We start from the raw sequence: 15217 nt of genomic DNA on the forward strand, positions 1-15217 counted from the left end.
ACGTCAGCCCGGCCGCTCGGTGACGAGGATCGCCGTGCCCGGCAGCAGCCGTCCGCGCAGCGGCGACCAGCCACCCCACGCCTCGGTGGTGCGCTCGGGCCACTCGGGCTCGACGAGGTCGCGCAGCACGAGCCCGGCCGCGGTCACCTGCCGGACGAGGTCGCCGAGGGTCCGGTGGTGCTCGACGTAGGTGACCACCTCGGCCTCGCTCTCGACGTAGGGCCGGCGGTCGAAGTACGAGCTCGTCGCCGTGAGCCCCTCCGGGCCCGGGACGTCAGGGAAGGCCCACCGCACCGGGTGCGAGGTGGAGAAGACGAACCGCCCCCCGGGGCGCAGGACGCGGGCGGCCTCCCGCAGCACCGCCGCGCTGTCGGCGACGAAGGGCAGGACGCCGTAGGCGGTGAACACCCGGTCGAGGGTGGCGTCCGCGAGCGGCAGGGCCGTGCCGTCGCACTGGAGCAGGGGGAGGGGGCGGCCGGTGTGGGAGGAGCCGATGGCCCGGGCCGTGCGCAGCATCCCGGCCGACAGGTCGCTGGCGGCCACCCGCACCCCGGGCAGGTCGGGCCGGGCCGCGACCCACCGCGCACACTGGGCACCGCCGGCGCCGATCTCCAGGACCGTCATCCCGTCCCGGAGGCCGAGCAGGTCCAGCTCGGCCTCGGTCCAGCCTTCGGGGCCCCACACGAAGTCGGCGTCGCCGAGGAACCCCCCGTGCTCCTCGTGGTAGGCCACCGCCTCGGCGTCCCACCAGGACCGGTTGGCGGCGCGGGTCTCGGCGGCACCGACCGCGCGCCGCCCGACCTCGGCGCTCACCGTGGTCTCGCCGGCGGCCGAGGCGCCGCTGTTTTGCCCGGTACGTGCGTGCCCGGGTAGGCTACTGCGGTACGCGTGTGCCCTGCGTAGGGTCGCCGCGCACGGAAAGCACCCCATCGAGTCCATCTGTCCACATCGGAGTTCCTACTACATGACTGCCAGCACGGTCGACACGACCGCCCCTCAGGTCGCCATCAACGACATCGGCTCTGAGGAAGACCTTCTCGCCGCCATCGACGCGACGATCAAGCACTTCAATGACGGCGACATCGTCGAGGGTCGCATCGTCAAGGTCGACCGGGACGAGGTCCTGCTCGACATCGGCTACAAGACCGAGGGCGTCATCCCCTCGCGCGAGCTGTCCATCAAGCACGACGTCGACCCCAACGAGGTCGTCGCCGTGGGCGACGAGGTCGAGGCCCTGGTCCTCCAGAAGGAGGACAAGGAAGGCCGGCTGATCCTGAGCAAGAAGCGCGCACAGTACGAGCGCGCGTGGGGGACGATCGAGAAGATCAAGGAGGAGGACGGCGTCGTCACCGGCACCGTCATCGAGGTCGTCAAGGGTGGCCTCATCCTCGACATCGGCCTGCGCGGCTTCCTCCCGGCGTCGCTCGTCGAGATGCGTCGGGTTCGCGACCTCCAGCCGTACGTCGGCCGCGAGATCGAGGCCAAGATCATCGAGCTGGACAAGAACCGCAACAACGTGGTCCTCTCCCGTCGTGCCTGGCTGGAGCAGACCCAGTCCGAGGTCCGCACGACCTTCCTCAAGGAGCTCGGCAAGGGCCAGGTCCGCCAGGGTGTCGTCTCCTCGATCGTCAACTTCGGCGCCTTCGTCGACCTCGGTGGCGTCGACGGTCTCGTCCACGTCTCCGAGCTGTCCTGGAAGCACATCGACCACCCCTCCGAGGTCGTCGAGGTCGGCGACGAGGTCACGGTCGAGGTTCTCGACGTCGACATGGACCGCGAGCGGGTCTCGCTGTCGCTCAAGGCGACGCAGGAGGACCCCTGGCAGCACTTCGCCCGCACCCACGCGATCGGCCAGGTCGTCCCGGGCAAGGTCACCAAGCTCGTCCCGTTCGGTGCGTTCGTGCGCGTCGACGACGGTATCGAGGGCCTGGTGCACATCTCCGAGCTCGCCGAGCGGCACGTCGAGCTGCCCGAGCAGGTCGTCCAGGTCGGGCAGGAGATCTTCGTCAAGGTCATCGACATCGACCTCGAGCGCCGCCGGATCTCGCTGAGCCTCAAGCAGGCCAACGAGGACGGCGCCGGGCAGGTCGAGTTCGACCCGACCCTGTACGGCATGGCTGCCGAGTACGACGAGCAGGGCAACTACAAGTACCCGGAGGGCTTCGACCCGAGCACCAACGAGTGGCTCGAGGGCTTCGAGACCCAGCGCGAGGCCTGGGAGAAGGAGTACGCCGAGGCGCACGCGCGCTGGGAGGCGCACCGTGCCCAGGTCGAGTCGGCTGCGAAGGCCGACGCCGAGGCCGTCGGGGAGGCCGCGACGACGTCGTACTCCTCGGACAGCACCGACGACACCCCGGCCGCCCGCCCGGCCGCCCCGTCGAACGAGGGCACCCTGGCCTCCGACGAGGCGCTCGCCGCGCTGCGCGAGAAGCTCACCGGCAACTGAGCCGGCGCGCTCACCGCGCACCGTTCCCATCGAGACCCGGGCCCCTGAGGGGGCCCGGGTCTCGGCGTCCCGGGCGACCTCGGGGAGGTAGCGTCGGGCCATGGCACGTACCGTCGCGACGACCACGACCGTCGACCTGGAGGGCCTGCTGGACTTCGTCCGGCCGCGCCACCACATGGTCCTGCTCACGACGCGCGGGTCGGACGGCCGCCCGCAGGCGTCCCCGGTGACCGGTGGTGTGGACCGCTCCGGGCGGATCGTCGTCACGAGCTACCCGGAGCGCGCCAAGGTGCGCAACGCGCGGCGCGACCCGCGCTGCAGCGTCCTCGTCCTCTCCGACGACTTCGGCGGCGCCTGGGTGCAGGTCGACGGCGAGGCCGAGGTCATCGAGGCCGCGGACGACGTCGAGCCGTTCGTCGAGTACTTCCGCACGATCTCCGGGGAGCACCCGGACTGGGACGAGTACCGCCGCGCGATGGTCGAGCAGGGCAAGTCGCTGCTGCGGATCTCCCCGACCCGGTGGTCCCCGGTCGCGACCGGGGGGTTCCCCGCGCGGCTCGCCGGCTCCTGAGCGTGCCGCGTCGGTAGGGTCGGCCGCATGCTGCGTGTCGGGCTCACCGGGGGGATCGGCTCGGGGAAGTCGACGGCGGCGGCGGTGCTCGCCGGCCTCGGCGCCCACGTCGTCGACGCGGACGCGCTCGCCCGCGAGGTCCTCGCGCCCGGCACCCCGGGGCTCGCGGCGGTCGAGCGCCGCTTCGGGCCCGGCGTCCTCACCGCGGACGGTTCCCTGGACCGGGCGGCGCTGGGACGGCTCGTCTTCGCCGACCCCGAGGCCCGGGCCGACCTCGAGGCGGTGACGCACCCGGCCATCCGGGCACGGACCGCCCAGCTCGTCGCCGAGGTGCCCGCGGGGGCCGTCCTCGTCCACGACGTGCCCCTCCTCGTCGAGCAGCGGATGGCGGGGGAGTACCACCTCGTCCTCGTCGTCGGGGCGAGCGAGGAGACCCGGCTGGCACGGCTGGTCACCCTGCGCGGGATGTCCGAGGAGGACGCCCGGGCACGGATCGCCGCCCAGGCCGGTGACGAGGAGCGCCGTGCGGCCGCGGACGTCTGGCTCGAGAACGAGGGTGGCGTGGAGGCGCTCGGCGTGGCCGTCCGGCGGCTGTTGCACGAGCGGCTCGAGCCGTTCGCGGCCAACCTCGCCACCGGGGTGCGCAGCACGCTGCCCGCCGCCGTCCTCAGCCCACCGGACCCGACGTGGCCGTCGGCCGCCGCCCGCCTGCTGGCCAGGGTCCGGTACGCCGTGGGGGAGGTCGCGCAGACCCTCGACCACATCGGGTCGACGGCCGTGCCCGGGCTGCCCGCCAAGGACATCGTCGACCTCCAGGTCGGGGTCCGCTCGCTCGCCGAGGCGGACACGGCGCGCTTCGTCGAGGCGATGGCGCGCGCCGGCTTCCCGCGGGTCGAGGACGTCACCGCGGACGTCGGCCACGACGGCAGGCCCTGGCCGAAGCGGTTCCACGGCTCGTGCGACCCCGGCCGGGTGGCCCACGTGCACGTGCGCGAGGTCGGGTCGCCCGGCTGGGAGTTCGCCCTCCTCTTTCGCGACTGGCTGCGCGCGCAGCCGGGGGAGCGGGACGAGTACGCCGCGACGAAGGCGGGCCTGGCCGCGCGGCTGGTCAGCACCGAGGAGTACGCGGCCGCCAAGGAGCCGTGGTTCGACCGGGCCTGGGGCCGCGCCCGGGACTGGGCCGGCGCGAGCGGGTGGGGACCACCTGAGGGCTGAGCCCGAGGCACGCGGGTGTCGGTGGCGCCGCCTACCGTAGAGGCATGCGCCCCACCACCGACCTGCAGCGCCGGGTCGCCCCGTTCGAGGTCGTCTCGGAGTTCTCGCCCTCCGGCGACCAGCCCACGGCGATCGCCGAGCTCGCCCGCCGGGTGCGGGCGGGCGAGCAGGACGTCGTCCTCCTCGGCGCCACGGGCACCGGCAAGTCGGCGACGACGGCCTGGCTCGTCGAGCAGGTGCAGCGACCCACGCTCGTCATGGCCCCGAACAAGACCCTCGCCGCCCAGCTGGCCAACGAGTTCCGTGAGCTGCTGCCGCACAACGCCGTCGAGTACTTCGTCAGCTACTACGACTACTACCAGCCCGAGGCCTACGTCCCCCAGACCGACACCTACATCGAGAAGGACTCCTCGATCAACGACGAGGTCGAGCGGCTGCGGCACTCGGCGACCAACAGCCTGCTCACCCGGCGCGACGTCGTCGTCGTCGCCTCGGTCTCGTGCATCTACGGCCTCGGGACGCCGCAGGAGTACGTCGACCGGATGGTGCCCCTGCGGGTGGGTGACGAGGTGAACCGCGAGGACCTGCTGCGCAAGTTCGTCCAGATGCAGTACACCCGCAACGACCTGGCGTTCACCCGCGGGACCTTCCGGGTGCGCGGCGACACCGTCGAGATCATCCCCGTCTACGAGGAGCTCGCCGTGCGCATCGAGCTGTTCGGGGACGAGGTCGAGCGGCTCTACACGCTCCACCCGCTCACCGGGGAGATCGTGCGCGAGGAGCAGGAGATGTACGTCTTCCCCGCCTCGCACTACGTCGCCGGTCCGGCGCGGATGGAGCGGGCCATCGCCGGCATCGAGGCCGAGCTCGAGGAGCAGCTCGCGGCGTTCGAGCGTCAGGGCAAGCTCCTCGAGGCCCAGCGGCTGCGGATGCGCACGACCTACGACATCGAGATGATGCGTCAGATCGGCTCGTGCTCGGGCATCGAGAACTACTCGATGCACATCGACGGCCGCTCCCCGGGCAGCGCGCCGAACTGCCTGCTCGACTACTTCCCCGAGGACTTCCTCCTCGTCATCGACGAGTCCCACCAGACCGTGCCGCAGATCGGGGCGATGTACGAGGGGGACATGTCGCGCAAGCGCACCCTCGTCGAGCACGGCTTCCGGCTGCCCTCGGCGATGGACAACCGCCCGCTGAAGTGGGAGGAGTTCCTCGAGCGGATCGGTCAGACGGTCTACCTCTCGGCCACGCCGGGGGACTACGAGGTCGCCAAGAGCAACGGCGTCGTCGAGCAGGTCATCCGCCCGACCGGCCTGGTCGACCCCGAGGTGGTGCTCAAGCCGACGAAGGGCCAGATCGACGACCTGCTGCACGAGATCACCGTGCGCACCGAACGCCACGAGCGCGTCCTGGTGACGACGCTGACCAAGAAGATGGCCGAGGACCTCACCGACTACCTCCTCGACAAGGGAGTGCGGGTGCGCTACCTGCACTCCGACATCGACACCCTGCGCCGAGTCGAGCTGCTGCGCGAGCTGCGGCTCGGCGAGTTCGACGTGCTCGTCGGCATCAACCTGCTGCGCGAGGGCCTCGACCTGCCCGAGGTCTCGCTCGTGGCCATCCTCGACGCCGACAAGGAGGGCTTCCTGCGCTCGGCGCGCAGCCTGATCCAGACCATCGGCCGGGCCGCGCGCAACGTCTCCGGGCAGGTGCACATGTACGCCGACTCGATGACGCCGTCGATGCGCCAGGCGGTCGAGGAGACCCGCCGGCGCCGGGAGAAGCAGCTCGCGTACAACCGCGAGCACGGCATCGACCCGCAGCCGCTGCGCAAGCGGATCGCCGACATCACCGACATGCTCCAGCGCGAGGACGCCGACACCCAGGAGCTCCTCGGCTCCGGTCGGGCGCGCTCGCGCGGCAAGGCCGACGGGGGTCGCCCGGGCCGGGGTGCCGTCGCGGCCGACGCCGACGCCGCGCTGGGGTCGCGCCGCGGCGCGGACCTGCCCGCCACCGAGCTGGCCAACCTCATCCAGGAGCTGACGACCCAGATGCACCAGGCGGCCGGTGACCTGCACTTCGAGCTCGCGGCCCGGCTGCGCGACGAGATCGGCGACCTGAAGAAGGAGCTGCGCCAGATGAGCGAGGCCACCCGGTAGGCGCGGCCGGCGGCCACCCGGGCCGGGCGCACCGGGCCCGGCTAGGCTGGCGCCGTGCTGCCTGCCACGCTCCCCACGGCGACGGACGGCCTCGACCTCGCCCCGTGGGTGTGGTGGGCGACCGTCGGCGTCGCCGCGCTCGTCCTCGCCTTCGACGTGGCGGTCATCGCCCGTCGTCCGCACCGACCCTCGACGCGCGAGCTCGTCACGGCCCTCGCCGTCTACGTGGGCGCCGCGGTGGTTTTCGGGCTGGCCCTGTGGTGGCTGGCCGGTGGGCGGCTGGCCGGGGAGTTCTTCGCCGGCTGGCTCACCGAGTACTCGCTCTCGGTGGACAACCTGTTCATCTTCATCCTCATCATGGCGAGCTTCTCCGTCCCCGAGAAGCTCCAGCAGTTCGCGCTCATGGTCGGCATCGTCATCGCGATCGTCCTGCGCGGGATCTTCATCGCCGTCGGCGCCGCGGCGATCAACAGCTTCAGCTGGATCTTCTACGTCTTCGGGGCCTTCCTCGTCTACACCGCCGTCCGGCTGGCCCGAGGGGGCGACACGAGCGACGACGAGTACGAGCAAAACCGGTTCATGCGCTGGGCCGCGGGCCGCTTCCCCGCGACCGAGCGGTACGAGGGGACCCGGCTGTTCGTCCGGGACGGGGCGGCCCGGACCGCGACGCCGCTGTTCTTCGTCATCCTCGCGCTCGGCACGACCGACCTGCTCTTCGCCCTCGACTCGATCCCCGCGATCTACGGGCTCACCGACGAGGCCTACCTCGTCCTCGTCGCGAACCTCTTCGCCCTCATGGGGCTGCGCCAGCTCTACTTCCTCATCGGCGGCCTGCTGCGCAAGCTGGTCTTCCTCAGCTACGGGCTGGCCGTGCTCCTGGCGTTCATCGGGGTCAAGCTGGTGCTGCACGCCCTGCACGAGAACGACCTCCCCTTCGTCAACGGGGGGCAGCCGCTCCCGGTGCCGGAGATCCCGATCGCCGTCTCGCTCGGCGCGATCGTCGTCATCCTCGGGGTGACGACGGTCGCCAGCCTGTGGGCGACCCGCCGCCACCCCGAGCTCGCCGACGGCTGAGCCGGTCGCTCACGTGCCGGTGACCGCCTCCGGCTCGCCGCGGGCCCCGAGGCCGAGGACGAGCGTGGACGCGGCGACGACGAGCGCCATCCCGGCGACCTGGCCCGGGGCGAGCCGCTGCCCGAGGACGACGAGCCCGGCCAGGGCCGCGCACGCCGGCTCCAGGCTGAGCAGGACGCCGAACACCTGGGGGCGCAGCCGACGCAGGGCGAGCAGCTCGAGAGAGTAGGGCAGGGCGGAGGAGAGCACCGCGATCCCCAGCCCCTTGAGCACCGTCGCCCCCGTCCACGTCGGCACGCTCGCCACGCCGAACGGGAGCATGAGGACGGTGGCCCACACCATGGCCAGGGCGAGCCCCTCCAGGCGCGGGAACTGCGACCCCGCGCGCCGGGACAGGACGATGTAGGCGGCCCAGAAGGCCCCGGCCGTCAGGGCGAGGAGGATGCCGGTCCACTCGAGCTGCGCCACCGGCACGGCCAGCGCCTCGGAGATGAGCACGACGCCGGCGGCCGCGGCCAGCACGGCGACACCGTCGAGCAGCCGGCGCGAGAGCGAGGCCGCGAGCGCGAGCGGCCCGACGAACTCGATGGTCACCGCGACGCCGATCGGCAGGTGGGCGAGGGATCCGTAGAACGCGAAGTTCATCAGGCCGAGGGCCACCCCGAAGGCGCCCACGGTCGCCCAGGCCCGCGGAGGATGCCCACGCCACCGGGGACGGACGAGGACGAGCAGGAGCCCGGTCGCGAAGAGCAGCCGCAGGACGACCGACCCCCCGGCCCCGACGACCGGGACGAGGGTCTGCGCCAGGGCGCCGCCGAGCTGGACCGACACGATGCCGGTGAGGACGAGCGCCGGAGCGGGGACCCGGTCGGCGAGCGTCACCGCGTCAGGCTAGCCAGCCCGGACCGGACGCCGGGCGGGCGTCCCACGGCGGGCGTCACCAGCCGCGCTCGCGCCACTCGCCCAGGTGGGGGCGCTCGGCACCGAGGGTGCCGTCGTCGCCGTGCCCGGGGTAGAACCAGGTGTCGTCGTCGTAGACGTCGAAGACGCGCTCGACCACGTCGGCGTACAGCGACTCGAAGCTCTGCCCGGGGTTCTTGGTGTTCCCGACGCCGCCGGGGAAGAGGGAGTCCCCGGTGAACAGGTGGGTGCGGCCCTCGGGTGCCCGCCAGGCGAGCGCCACCGACCCGGGCGTGTGGCCCCGCAGGTGCACGACGTCGAGGGTCAGCTCGCCGACGCGCACGGTGTCGCCGTGGCGGAGGCGGACGTCCGGCGGCAGCGGCAGCGCGTCCGCGTCGTCCTCCCCGGCGTAGGTGCGGGCTCCCGTGGCGCGCGCCACCTCCTCGAGCGCCCGGACGTGGTCCCAGTGCTGGTGGGTCGTCACGAGGTGGTCCAGCCGGCCGGTCCCCTCCGCGACGAGGTCGAGGCAGCGTCCGGGGTCGTCGGCGGCGTCGACCATGAGCTGCTCGCCGGTCGCGGTGCACGTGAGCAGGTAGACGTTGTTGTGCATCGTCGAGACCGCGGCCTTGCGCAGGGTGGCGGTGCCGAGCTCGCGCACGTCGCTCGGGCCCGCGGGGACGACGGCGCCGGTGTAGCCCACCTCGCTCACCGGCCCTCGGGCAGGCGCGGCAGCGGGCTGCCGGAGACCCCCTCGGTGACCCCACGGGCGAGCCAGCCGAGCACGCCGACCCGGTCGCCGGTGACTTCGACGCTCCCGAGCCCGACGCTCCACTGCTCACCCTCGGTGGTGCGGATCGTGACGTCGGGTGGCGGGTCGCAGGCCCGCAGCCGGGTGACCTCCTCGAGGAGCAGGTCCTCGACGAGGTCGGGCTCGACGTCAGCCAGGCCGAACCCGGCGTCGAGGTCGAGGTGGTGCAGGACGACCTCGCGCAGCCGCATGAACGGCAGGCGCCCGGCGGGCACCAGCCGGCCCCCCGGGGTGCGCTCGAGACGGTACTCGGCGTGCTCGGGGCCGAGCGCCGCGAGGGCCCGGGCGACGATCTGGTCGCTCGCGCGCAGGTCCGCCGCCTGGGTCCGGGCGTCGCGGTGCGCCCCCTCCTCGACCTCGGCGTCCCGGGCCTCGTCGGAGGGGTACATCGCCTCGCCGGTGCCCTCGACGGCCGCCCGCGCCACCCGGGCGAGGGCCTCGGCGTTGCGCGCGAGGTGCGCCAGGACGTGCCCGCGGGTCCAGCCGGGGCACAGGCTCGGCCCGGAGACGTCCTCGAGGGAGTCCGCCGTCGCCTCGAGCCGGCGGGTGTGCCGCTGGAGCGCGGCGAGCTGGTCGGTGGTGCTCAGGGCCATGGCCTCGACGCTACCCCGGGGCGGCCCCGTCGGCCTCGGCGAGCGCGAGGGCCGCCTGGACGAGCGCGAGGTGGGAGAACGCCTGGGGGAAGTTTCCGAGGAGCCGGCCGGTCCGCGGGTCGTACTCCTCGGCGAGCAGGCCGAGGTCGGTACGCACCGCGAGCAGGCGCCGCATCAGGGCGTGCGCCTCCTCGAGCCGGCCGGTGCGCGCGTAGGCCTCCACGAGCCAGAAGGAGCAGGCGAGGAACGGGCTCTCGTCCCCGTCGAGCCCGTCGACGCCGGACCGGGTGCGGTAGCGCAGGAGGAAGCCGTCCCGCAGCAGGTCCTCCTCGACGGCGCGCACGGTGCCGAGCACCCGGGGGTCGTCCGGGGGCAGGAAGCCCACGGCCGGGATGACGAGGAGGGCCGCGTCGACCTCATGGGTCTCGTAGTGCTGGGTGAAGGTGTTCCGCTCGGCGTCGTAGCCCCGTCGGCAGACCTCGTCGTGCACCCGGTCCCGCAGCACGCGCCAGCGCTCGACGTCCCCGTCGTGGCCGTCCTCCTCCACGGCGCGTACGGCCCGGTCGAAGGCCGCCCACACCATGACCCGCGAGTGCGTGAAGTGCTGGGCCGGCCCGCGGATCTCCCACAGGCCGTGGTCGCGCTGGTCCCAGTGGTCGGCGAGGTCGTCGACGAGCGCACGCTGGACCGCCCACGTCTGGCCGGACTCGCTCACGCCGAGACGCCGGGCCCGGTCCAGGGCGATCATCACCTCTCCGAGGACGTCGCTCTGCTGCTGGTCGACCGCCCCGTTGCCCACCCGGACCGGGCGGGAGCCGGCGTAGCCGGGGAGGTGGTCCAGCTCGCGCTCTGGCAGGTCGCGGGAGCCGTCGACGGCGTACATGATCTGCAGGTCCGCCGGGTCGCCGGCGACGGCCCGCACGAGCCAGTCGCGCCACAGCCTGGTCTCCTCGAGGTAGCCGCAGCCGAGCAGGGCCTCGAGGGTGAGCGAGGCGTCGCGCAGCCAGCAGTAGCGGTAGTCCCAGTTGCGTGACCCCCCGAGGGCCTCGGGCAGGCTCGTCGTGGGCGCGGCGACGATGCCCCCGCGCACCTCGTCCGTGAGCAGCCGCAGGACGAGGAGCGAGCGGGTCACGGCCTCCCGGTACGGGCCGCGGTGGCGGCTGCGCCCGGCCCAGGACTCGAAGTGACCGACCGTCTCCTCGACCCGGGTGGCGATCTCGAGCGCCTCCGGCACCTCGCACCAGGACGGTGCCCACGTCATCGCGAACTCGAGCCTCTCCCCGGCACCCACCGTGAAGCGGTCGCGGTGGCGGTGGTCCGCCGGCTCGGGGAGCCGGGTGCCGCGCAGCACGAGCATGTCCGGCCCCGCGACGGCGCGGATCGCGGGGGTGCCCGCGGCGTCGCGGACCCGCGAGACCCAGGGCAGGACGGCACCGTACGCGGTACGCACGACCCACTCGTGGTCCATCTCGACCTCGCCCTCGAGACCCTCGACGACGCGCACCAGGTCGCTGCGGCCGTCACCGAACGGCATGAGGTCGGTGACCCGCACCCGGCCGCCGGCGGTCTCGTGGACGGTGTCGAGGACGAAGCTGTCCGCACGGTAGGTGCGGGTCGTCGTGGCCTCCTCGACCGGCCCGAGGAACCACCTCCCGTGCTCGTCGGTGCCGAGCAGCGAGGCGAAGCAGGCGGGGGAGTCGAACCGGGGCAGGCAGAGCCAGTCGACGGCGCCGTGCCGGCTGACGAGGGCCGCGCGCTCGGTGTCGCCGAGGAGGGCGTACTCGCCGATGGGGGTGCTCACCCGACGACCCTAGACGTCCCTCGCCGCTGATGAGGGGGCTGTCGGTGGGTCCACCTAGCATGGCCGTCGTGAGTCATGACCACCTCCTCGTCCGTGGCGCCCGGGAGCACAACCTCAAGGACGTGAGCATCGAGCTGCCCCGCGACGCCCTCGTCGTCTTCACCGGTCTGTCCGGCTCGGGCAAGTCCTCGCTGGCCTTCGACACGATCTTCGCCGAGGGGCAGCGCCGCTACGTCGAGTCGCTGTCGGCCTACGCCCGCCAGTTCCTCGGGCAGATGGACAAGCCGGACGTCGACTTCATCGAGGGGCTCTCCCCGGCGGTCTCCATCGACCAGAAGTCCACCAACCGCAACCCGCGCTCCACGGTCGGCACCATCACCGAGGTCTACGACTACCTGCGGCTGCTCTTCGCCCGGGCCGGGCGGCCGCACTGCCCGGTGTGCGGTGAGCCGATCACCCGCCAGAGCCCCCAGCAGATCGTCGACCGCCTGCTCGAGCTGCCCGAGCGCACCCGCTTCCAGCTGCTCGCGCCGGTCGTGCGTGCCCGCAAGGGGGAGTACGTCGACCTCTTCGCCGAGCTGCAGGCCAAGGGCTTCTCCCGGGCGCGGGTCGACGGCGAGGTCGTCGCGCTCACCGAGCCCCCGGCGCTCGAGAAGCAGGTCAAGCACACCATCGAGGTCGTCGTCGACCGGCTCGTGGCCAAGGGGGCGCAGGACTCCTCGGCCAAGCGGCGGCTGACCGACTCGGTCGAGACCGCCCTCGGGCTCGCGGGCGGGGTGGTCGTCGTCGACTTCGTCGACCGCGCGCAGGAGGACCCCGAGCGCGAGCGCCGGTTCTCGGAGCGGATGGCCTGCCCCAACGACCACCCGCTGTCCATGGACGAGGTCGAGCCGCGCTCGTTCTCCTTCAACAGCCCCTTCGGGGCGTGCCCGGAGTGCACGGGCATCGGCACCGAGCTCGAGGTCGACCCCGAGCTCGTCGTGCCGGACGAGGACCTCAGCCTCGCCCAGGGGGCGATCGCGCCCTGGGCGACGGCCTCGGGGGCGGCCGACTACTTCCAACGGGTCATGGGCGGGCTCGCCGACGAGCTGGGCTTCTCCATGGACGTCCCGTGGCGCGAGCTGCCGAAGAAGGCCCGGGACGCCCTGCTCACCGGGCGCAACCACAAGGTGCACGTCCGCTACCGCAACCGGTTCGGCCGTGAGCGCTCCTACTCCACGGGCTTCGAGGGCGCCATCCCGTTCGTCAAGCGGCGGCATGCCGAGACCGAGTCCGACTGGAGCCGTGAGCGCTACGAGGGGTACATGCGCGAGGTGCCCTGCCCGGTGTGCCAGGGGGCCCGCCTGAAGCCCGAGTCTCTCGCCGTGCTCGTCGGAGGGCGCTCGATCGCGCAGGTCTCGGCCCTGCCGATCGCCGAGGCCGCCCGGTTCTTCGCCGACGTCGACCTCACCGAGCGCGAGCGCCAGATCGCCGCCCGGGTCATCAAGGAGATCGACGCGCGGCTCGGCTTCCTGCTCGACGTCGGGCTGGACTACCTCAGCCTCGACCGGCCCGCCGGCACGCTCTCCGGGGGCGAGGCGCAGCGGATCCGGCTCGCGACCCAGATCGGCTCCGGCCTCGTCGGGGTGCTCTACGTCCTCGACGAGCCGAGCATCGGCCTCCACCAGCGCGACAACCACCGGCTCATCGAGACCCTCACCCGGCTGCGCGACCTCGGCAACACGCTGATCGTCGTCGAGCACGACGAGGACACCATCGCCACCGCCGACTGGGTCGTCGACATCGGCCCGGGAGCCGGCGAGCACGGCGGCCAGGTGGTGCACTCCGGCACCGTCGCCGACCTGCTGAGCCACCCGGACTCGCTGACCGGGAAGTACCTCTCGGGCCGGCGCGAGATCCCCACGCCCTCGGTCCGCCGACCGCAGGGGCGTGGCCGGGAGGTCGTTGTCGTCGGGGCCACCGAGCACAACCTCGACAACGTCACCGTCGGCTTCCCCCTCGGCAACCTCGTCGCGGTCACCGGGGTCTCCGGGTCGGGCAAGAGCACGCTCGTCAACGACATCCTCTACAACGTCCTGGCGAACAAGCTGAACGGCGCCCGGCACGTGCCCGGCCGGCACAAGTCGGTCACCGGCCTGGACCACCTCGACAAGGTCGTCCACGTCGACCAGAGCCCGATCGGGCGCACGCCTCGCTCGAACCCGGCCACCTACACCGGGGTCTTCGACCACATCCGCAAGCTCTTCGCCACGACCGAGGAGGCCAAGATCCGCGGGTACCAGCCGGGCCGGTTCTCCTTCAACGTCAAGGGTGGGCGCTGCGACGCGTGCTCCGGCGACGGCACGATCAAGATCGAGATGAACTTCCTCCCGGACGTCTACGTGCCGTGCGAGGTCTGCCACGGAGCCCGGTACAACCGCGAGACCCTCGAGGTGCACTTCAAGGGGCGCACGATCGCCGACGTGCTCGACATGCCCATCGAGGAGGCCGCCGACTTCTTCTCGGCGGTGCCCGCGATCGCCCGGCACATGCGCACCCTGAGCGACGTCGGGCTGGGCTACGTGCGCCTCGGCCAGCCGGCCCCGACGCTCTCCGGTGGGGAGGCGCAGCGCGTCAAGCTGGCCGCCGAGCTGCAGAAGCGCTCCACCGGCCGCACCGTGTACGTCCTCGACGAGCCCACCACCGGGCTGCACTTCGAGGACATCCGCAAGCTCCTCGGGGTGCTCCAGGGGCTCGTCGACAAGGGCAACACGGTCATCGTCATCGAGCACAACCTCGACGTCGTCAAGTCGGCGGACTGGATCGTCGACCTCGGGCCCGAGGGCGGCAACGGAGGCGGCCGGGTCGTCGCCGAGGGCACCCCCGAGCACGTGGCCGCGCTCGAGGAGTCGCACACCGGGCGCTTCCTCGCACCCGTGCTCGCCAAGACCGCACGGACGGCGGCACCGCGCCGGGCCTCGGCGACGGCGGCGCGCGGCGCGCGGGCCCGGCGTGAGCCGACGCCGAGGACGAAGCGCGCCCGCAGGGCCGGCTGACGGGTGCCCCCAGGCGTTCCACAGGCGACGTCCAGGGCCCGACGGGATACTGGGGTGCACCAGCCACCGGATGAGAGGCAGCACCCGATGACGACCGCCACCCCCGACCCGTCCACCGCGCAGCCCCCGCGCGTCGGGCGCCGCCAGACCCTGCACGCCGTCGGCGTGGCCGGAGTCGCCGTCACCGGCGCCGGGCTGCTCGCCGGGTGCGGGTCCGACGACGTCGAGCAGGCCGCGAGCTCGGCGGCCGGTGCCGCCAGCTCGGCCGCCTCCGCCGCCGGCTCGGCAGCCTCCGACCTCGTCGAGGCAGCCCAGATCCCCGTCGGCGGGGGGAAGGTCTTCGAGGCCATCCAGGCCGTCGTCACCCAGCCCACCGACGGCGACTACAAGGCCTTCTCGTCGGTGTGCACGCACTCCGGCTGCCAGGTCGACTCCGTCGAGAACGGTGTCATCGAGTGCCCCTGCCACGGCAGCCAGTTCGACATCTCCACCGGGGAGGTCCGCCAGGGGCCGGCCACCGACCCGCTGCCCGAGAAGTCGGTGAGCGTCGACGGGGACGGCATCACCGTCACCTGAGCGGCGCCGGGCCCCGGCGGCGCCCACCGGGCCGCC

At 73.0% G+C, this 15217-nt stretch carries 12 protein-coding genes; 7 read left to right on the forward strand and 5 right to left on the reverse strand.

What is annotated here, in order from left to right:
• Positions 1-3 precede the first annotated feature (3 nt).
• Positions 4-813 carry a class I SAM-dependent methyltransferase gene (locus tag G8D98_RS01570; RefSeq protein WP_229661706.1) on the reverse strand — a complete coding sequence of 270 codons (810 nt, stop codon included), beginning with the start codon at positions 811-813 and terminating at the stop codon, positions 4-6.
• Between the two features lie 151 nt (positions 814-964).
• Between G8D98_RS01570 and rpsA the strand changes: the two genes are divergently transcribed.
• From rpsA to G8D98_RS01595, 5 genes are all read left to right on the forward strand, one after another.
• A complete protein-coding gene (gene rpsA / locus G8D98_RS01575; protein ID WP_166098167.1) occupies positions 965-2446 on the forward strand; it encodes a 30S ribosomal protein S1 in 1482 nt (493 codons plus the stop codon).
• A gap of 100 nt (positions 2447-2546) precedes the next feature.
• Entirely contained in the window at positions 2547-3017 is a 471-nt protein-coding gene (locus G8D98_RS01580) for a PPOX class F420-dependent oxidoreductase (RefSeq protein ID WP_166098169.1), read from the forward strand.
• Positions 3018-3044: 27 nt separating this feature from the next.
• Entirely contained in the window at positions 3045-4232 is a 1188-nt protein-coding gene (coaE, locus tag G8D98_RS01585; protein WP_166098171.1) for a dephospho-CoA kinase, read from the forward strand.
• Positions 4233-4276: 44 nt separating this feature from the next.
• Complete coding sequence (uvrB, locus tag G8D98_RS01590) at positions 4277-6394, forward strand: excinuclease ABC subunit UvrB (RefSeq protein WP_166098176.1); 2118 nt, start codon at positions 4277-4279, stop codon at positions 6392-6394.
• 54 nt (positions 6395-6448) lie between these two features.
• Entirely contained in the window at positions 6449-7468 is a 1020-nt protein-coding gene (locus G8D98_RS01595) for a TerC family protein (protein WP_229661705.1), read from the forward strand.
• A gap of 9 nt (positions 7469-7477) precedes the next feature.
• Here the strand turns inward: G8D98_RS01595 and G8D98_RS01600 are convergent, their stop codons facing one another.
• Genes G8D98_RS01600 through G8D98_RS01615 form a run of 4 tightly spaced genes read right to left on the reverse strand, consistent with a single transcriptional unit; the run spans position 7478 to position 11570 of the window.
• Complete coding sequence (locus G8D98_RS01600; RefSeq protein ID WP_166098179.1) at positions 7478-8350, reverse strand: EamA family transporter; 873 nt, start codon at positions 8348-8350, stop codon at positions 7478-7480.
• A gap of 55 nt (positions 8351-8405) precedes the next feature.
• Entirely contained in the window at positions 8406-9068 is a 663-nt protein-coding gene (locus tag G8D98_RS01605) for an MBL fold metallo-hydrolase (RefSeq protein WP_229661733.1), read from the reverse strand.
• Between the two features lie 5 nt (positions 9069-9073).
• Positions 9074-9769 carry a maleylpyruvate isomerase family mycothiol-dependent enzyme gene (locus G8D98_RS01610; protein ID WP_166098181.1) on the reverse strand — a complete coding sequence of 232 codons (696 nt, stop codon included), beginning with the start codon at positions 9767-9769 and terminating at the stop codon, positions 9074-9076.
• Between the two features lie 10 nt (positions 9770-9779).
• Complete coding sequence (locus tag G8D98_RS01615) at positions 9780-11570, reverse strand: glycoside hydrolase family 15 protein (protein ID WP_166098184.1); 1791 nt, start codon at positions 11568-11570, stop codon at positions 9780-9782.
• A gap of 59 nt (positions 11571-11629) precedes the next feature.
• Here G8D98_RS01615 and uvrA point away from each other — a divergent pair, with 59 nt between their 5' ends.
• Both uvrA and G8D98_RS01625 read left to right on the forward strand, forming a co-directional pair.
• Positions 11630-14605 (forward strand): excinuclease ABC subunit UvrA, encoded by a 2976-nt coding sequence (uvrA, locus tag G8D98_RS01620; protein WP_166098186.1) that lies wholly within the window; start codon positions 11630-11632, stop codon positions 14603-14605.
• Between the two features lie 87 nt (positions 14606-14692).
• Complete coding sequence (locus tag G8D98_RS01625) at positions 14693-15181, forward strand: Rieske (2Fe-2S) protein (protein ID WP_166098190.1); 489 nt, start codon at positions 14693-14695, stop codon at positions 15179-15181.
• The last annotated feature ends 36 nt before the right edge of the window (positions 15182-15217 follow it).

The sequence above is a fragment of the Phycicoccus endophyticus genome (genome assembly GCF_011326735.1).
Classification (GTDB): domain Bacteria; phylum Actinomycetota; class Actinomycetes; order Actinomycetales; family Dermatophilaceae; genus Phycicoccus; species Phycicoccus endophyticus.

Bases quoted from the DNA above. Each gene is read 5' to 3' on its own strand.
- rpsA (WP_166098167.1), top strand. From the start codon at position 965: ATGACTGCCAGCACGGTCGACACGACCGCCCCTCAGGTCGCCATCAAC.
- G8D98_RS01580 (WP_166098169.1), top strand. From the start codon at position 2,547: ATGGCACGTACCGTCGCGACGACCACGACCGTCGACCTGGAGGGCCTG.
- coaE (WP_166098171.1), top strand. From the start codon at position 3,045: ATGCTGCGTGTCGGGCTCACCGGGGGGATCGGCTCGGGGAAGTCGACG.
- uvrB (WP_166098176.1), top strand. From the start codon at position 4,277: ATGCGCCCCACCACCGACCTGCAGCGCCGGGTCGCCCCGTTCGAGGTC.
- G8D98_RS01610 (WP_166098181.1), bottom strand. From the start codon at position 9,769: ATGGCCCTGAGCACCACCGACCAGCTCGCCGCGCTCCAGCGGCACACC.
- uvrA (WP_166098186.1), top strand. From the start codon at position 11,630: ATGGCCGTCGTGAGTCATGACCACCTCCTCGTCCGTGGCGCCCGGGAG.
- G8D98_RS01625 (WP_166098190.1), top strand. From the start codon at position 14,693: ATGACGACCGCCACCCCCGACCCGTCCACCGCGCAGCCCCCGCGCGTC.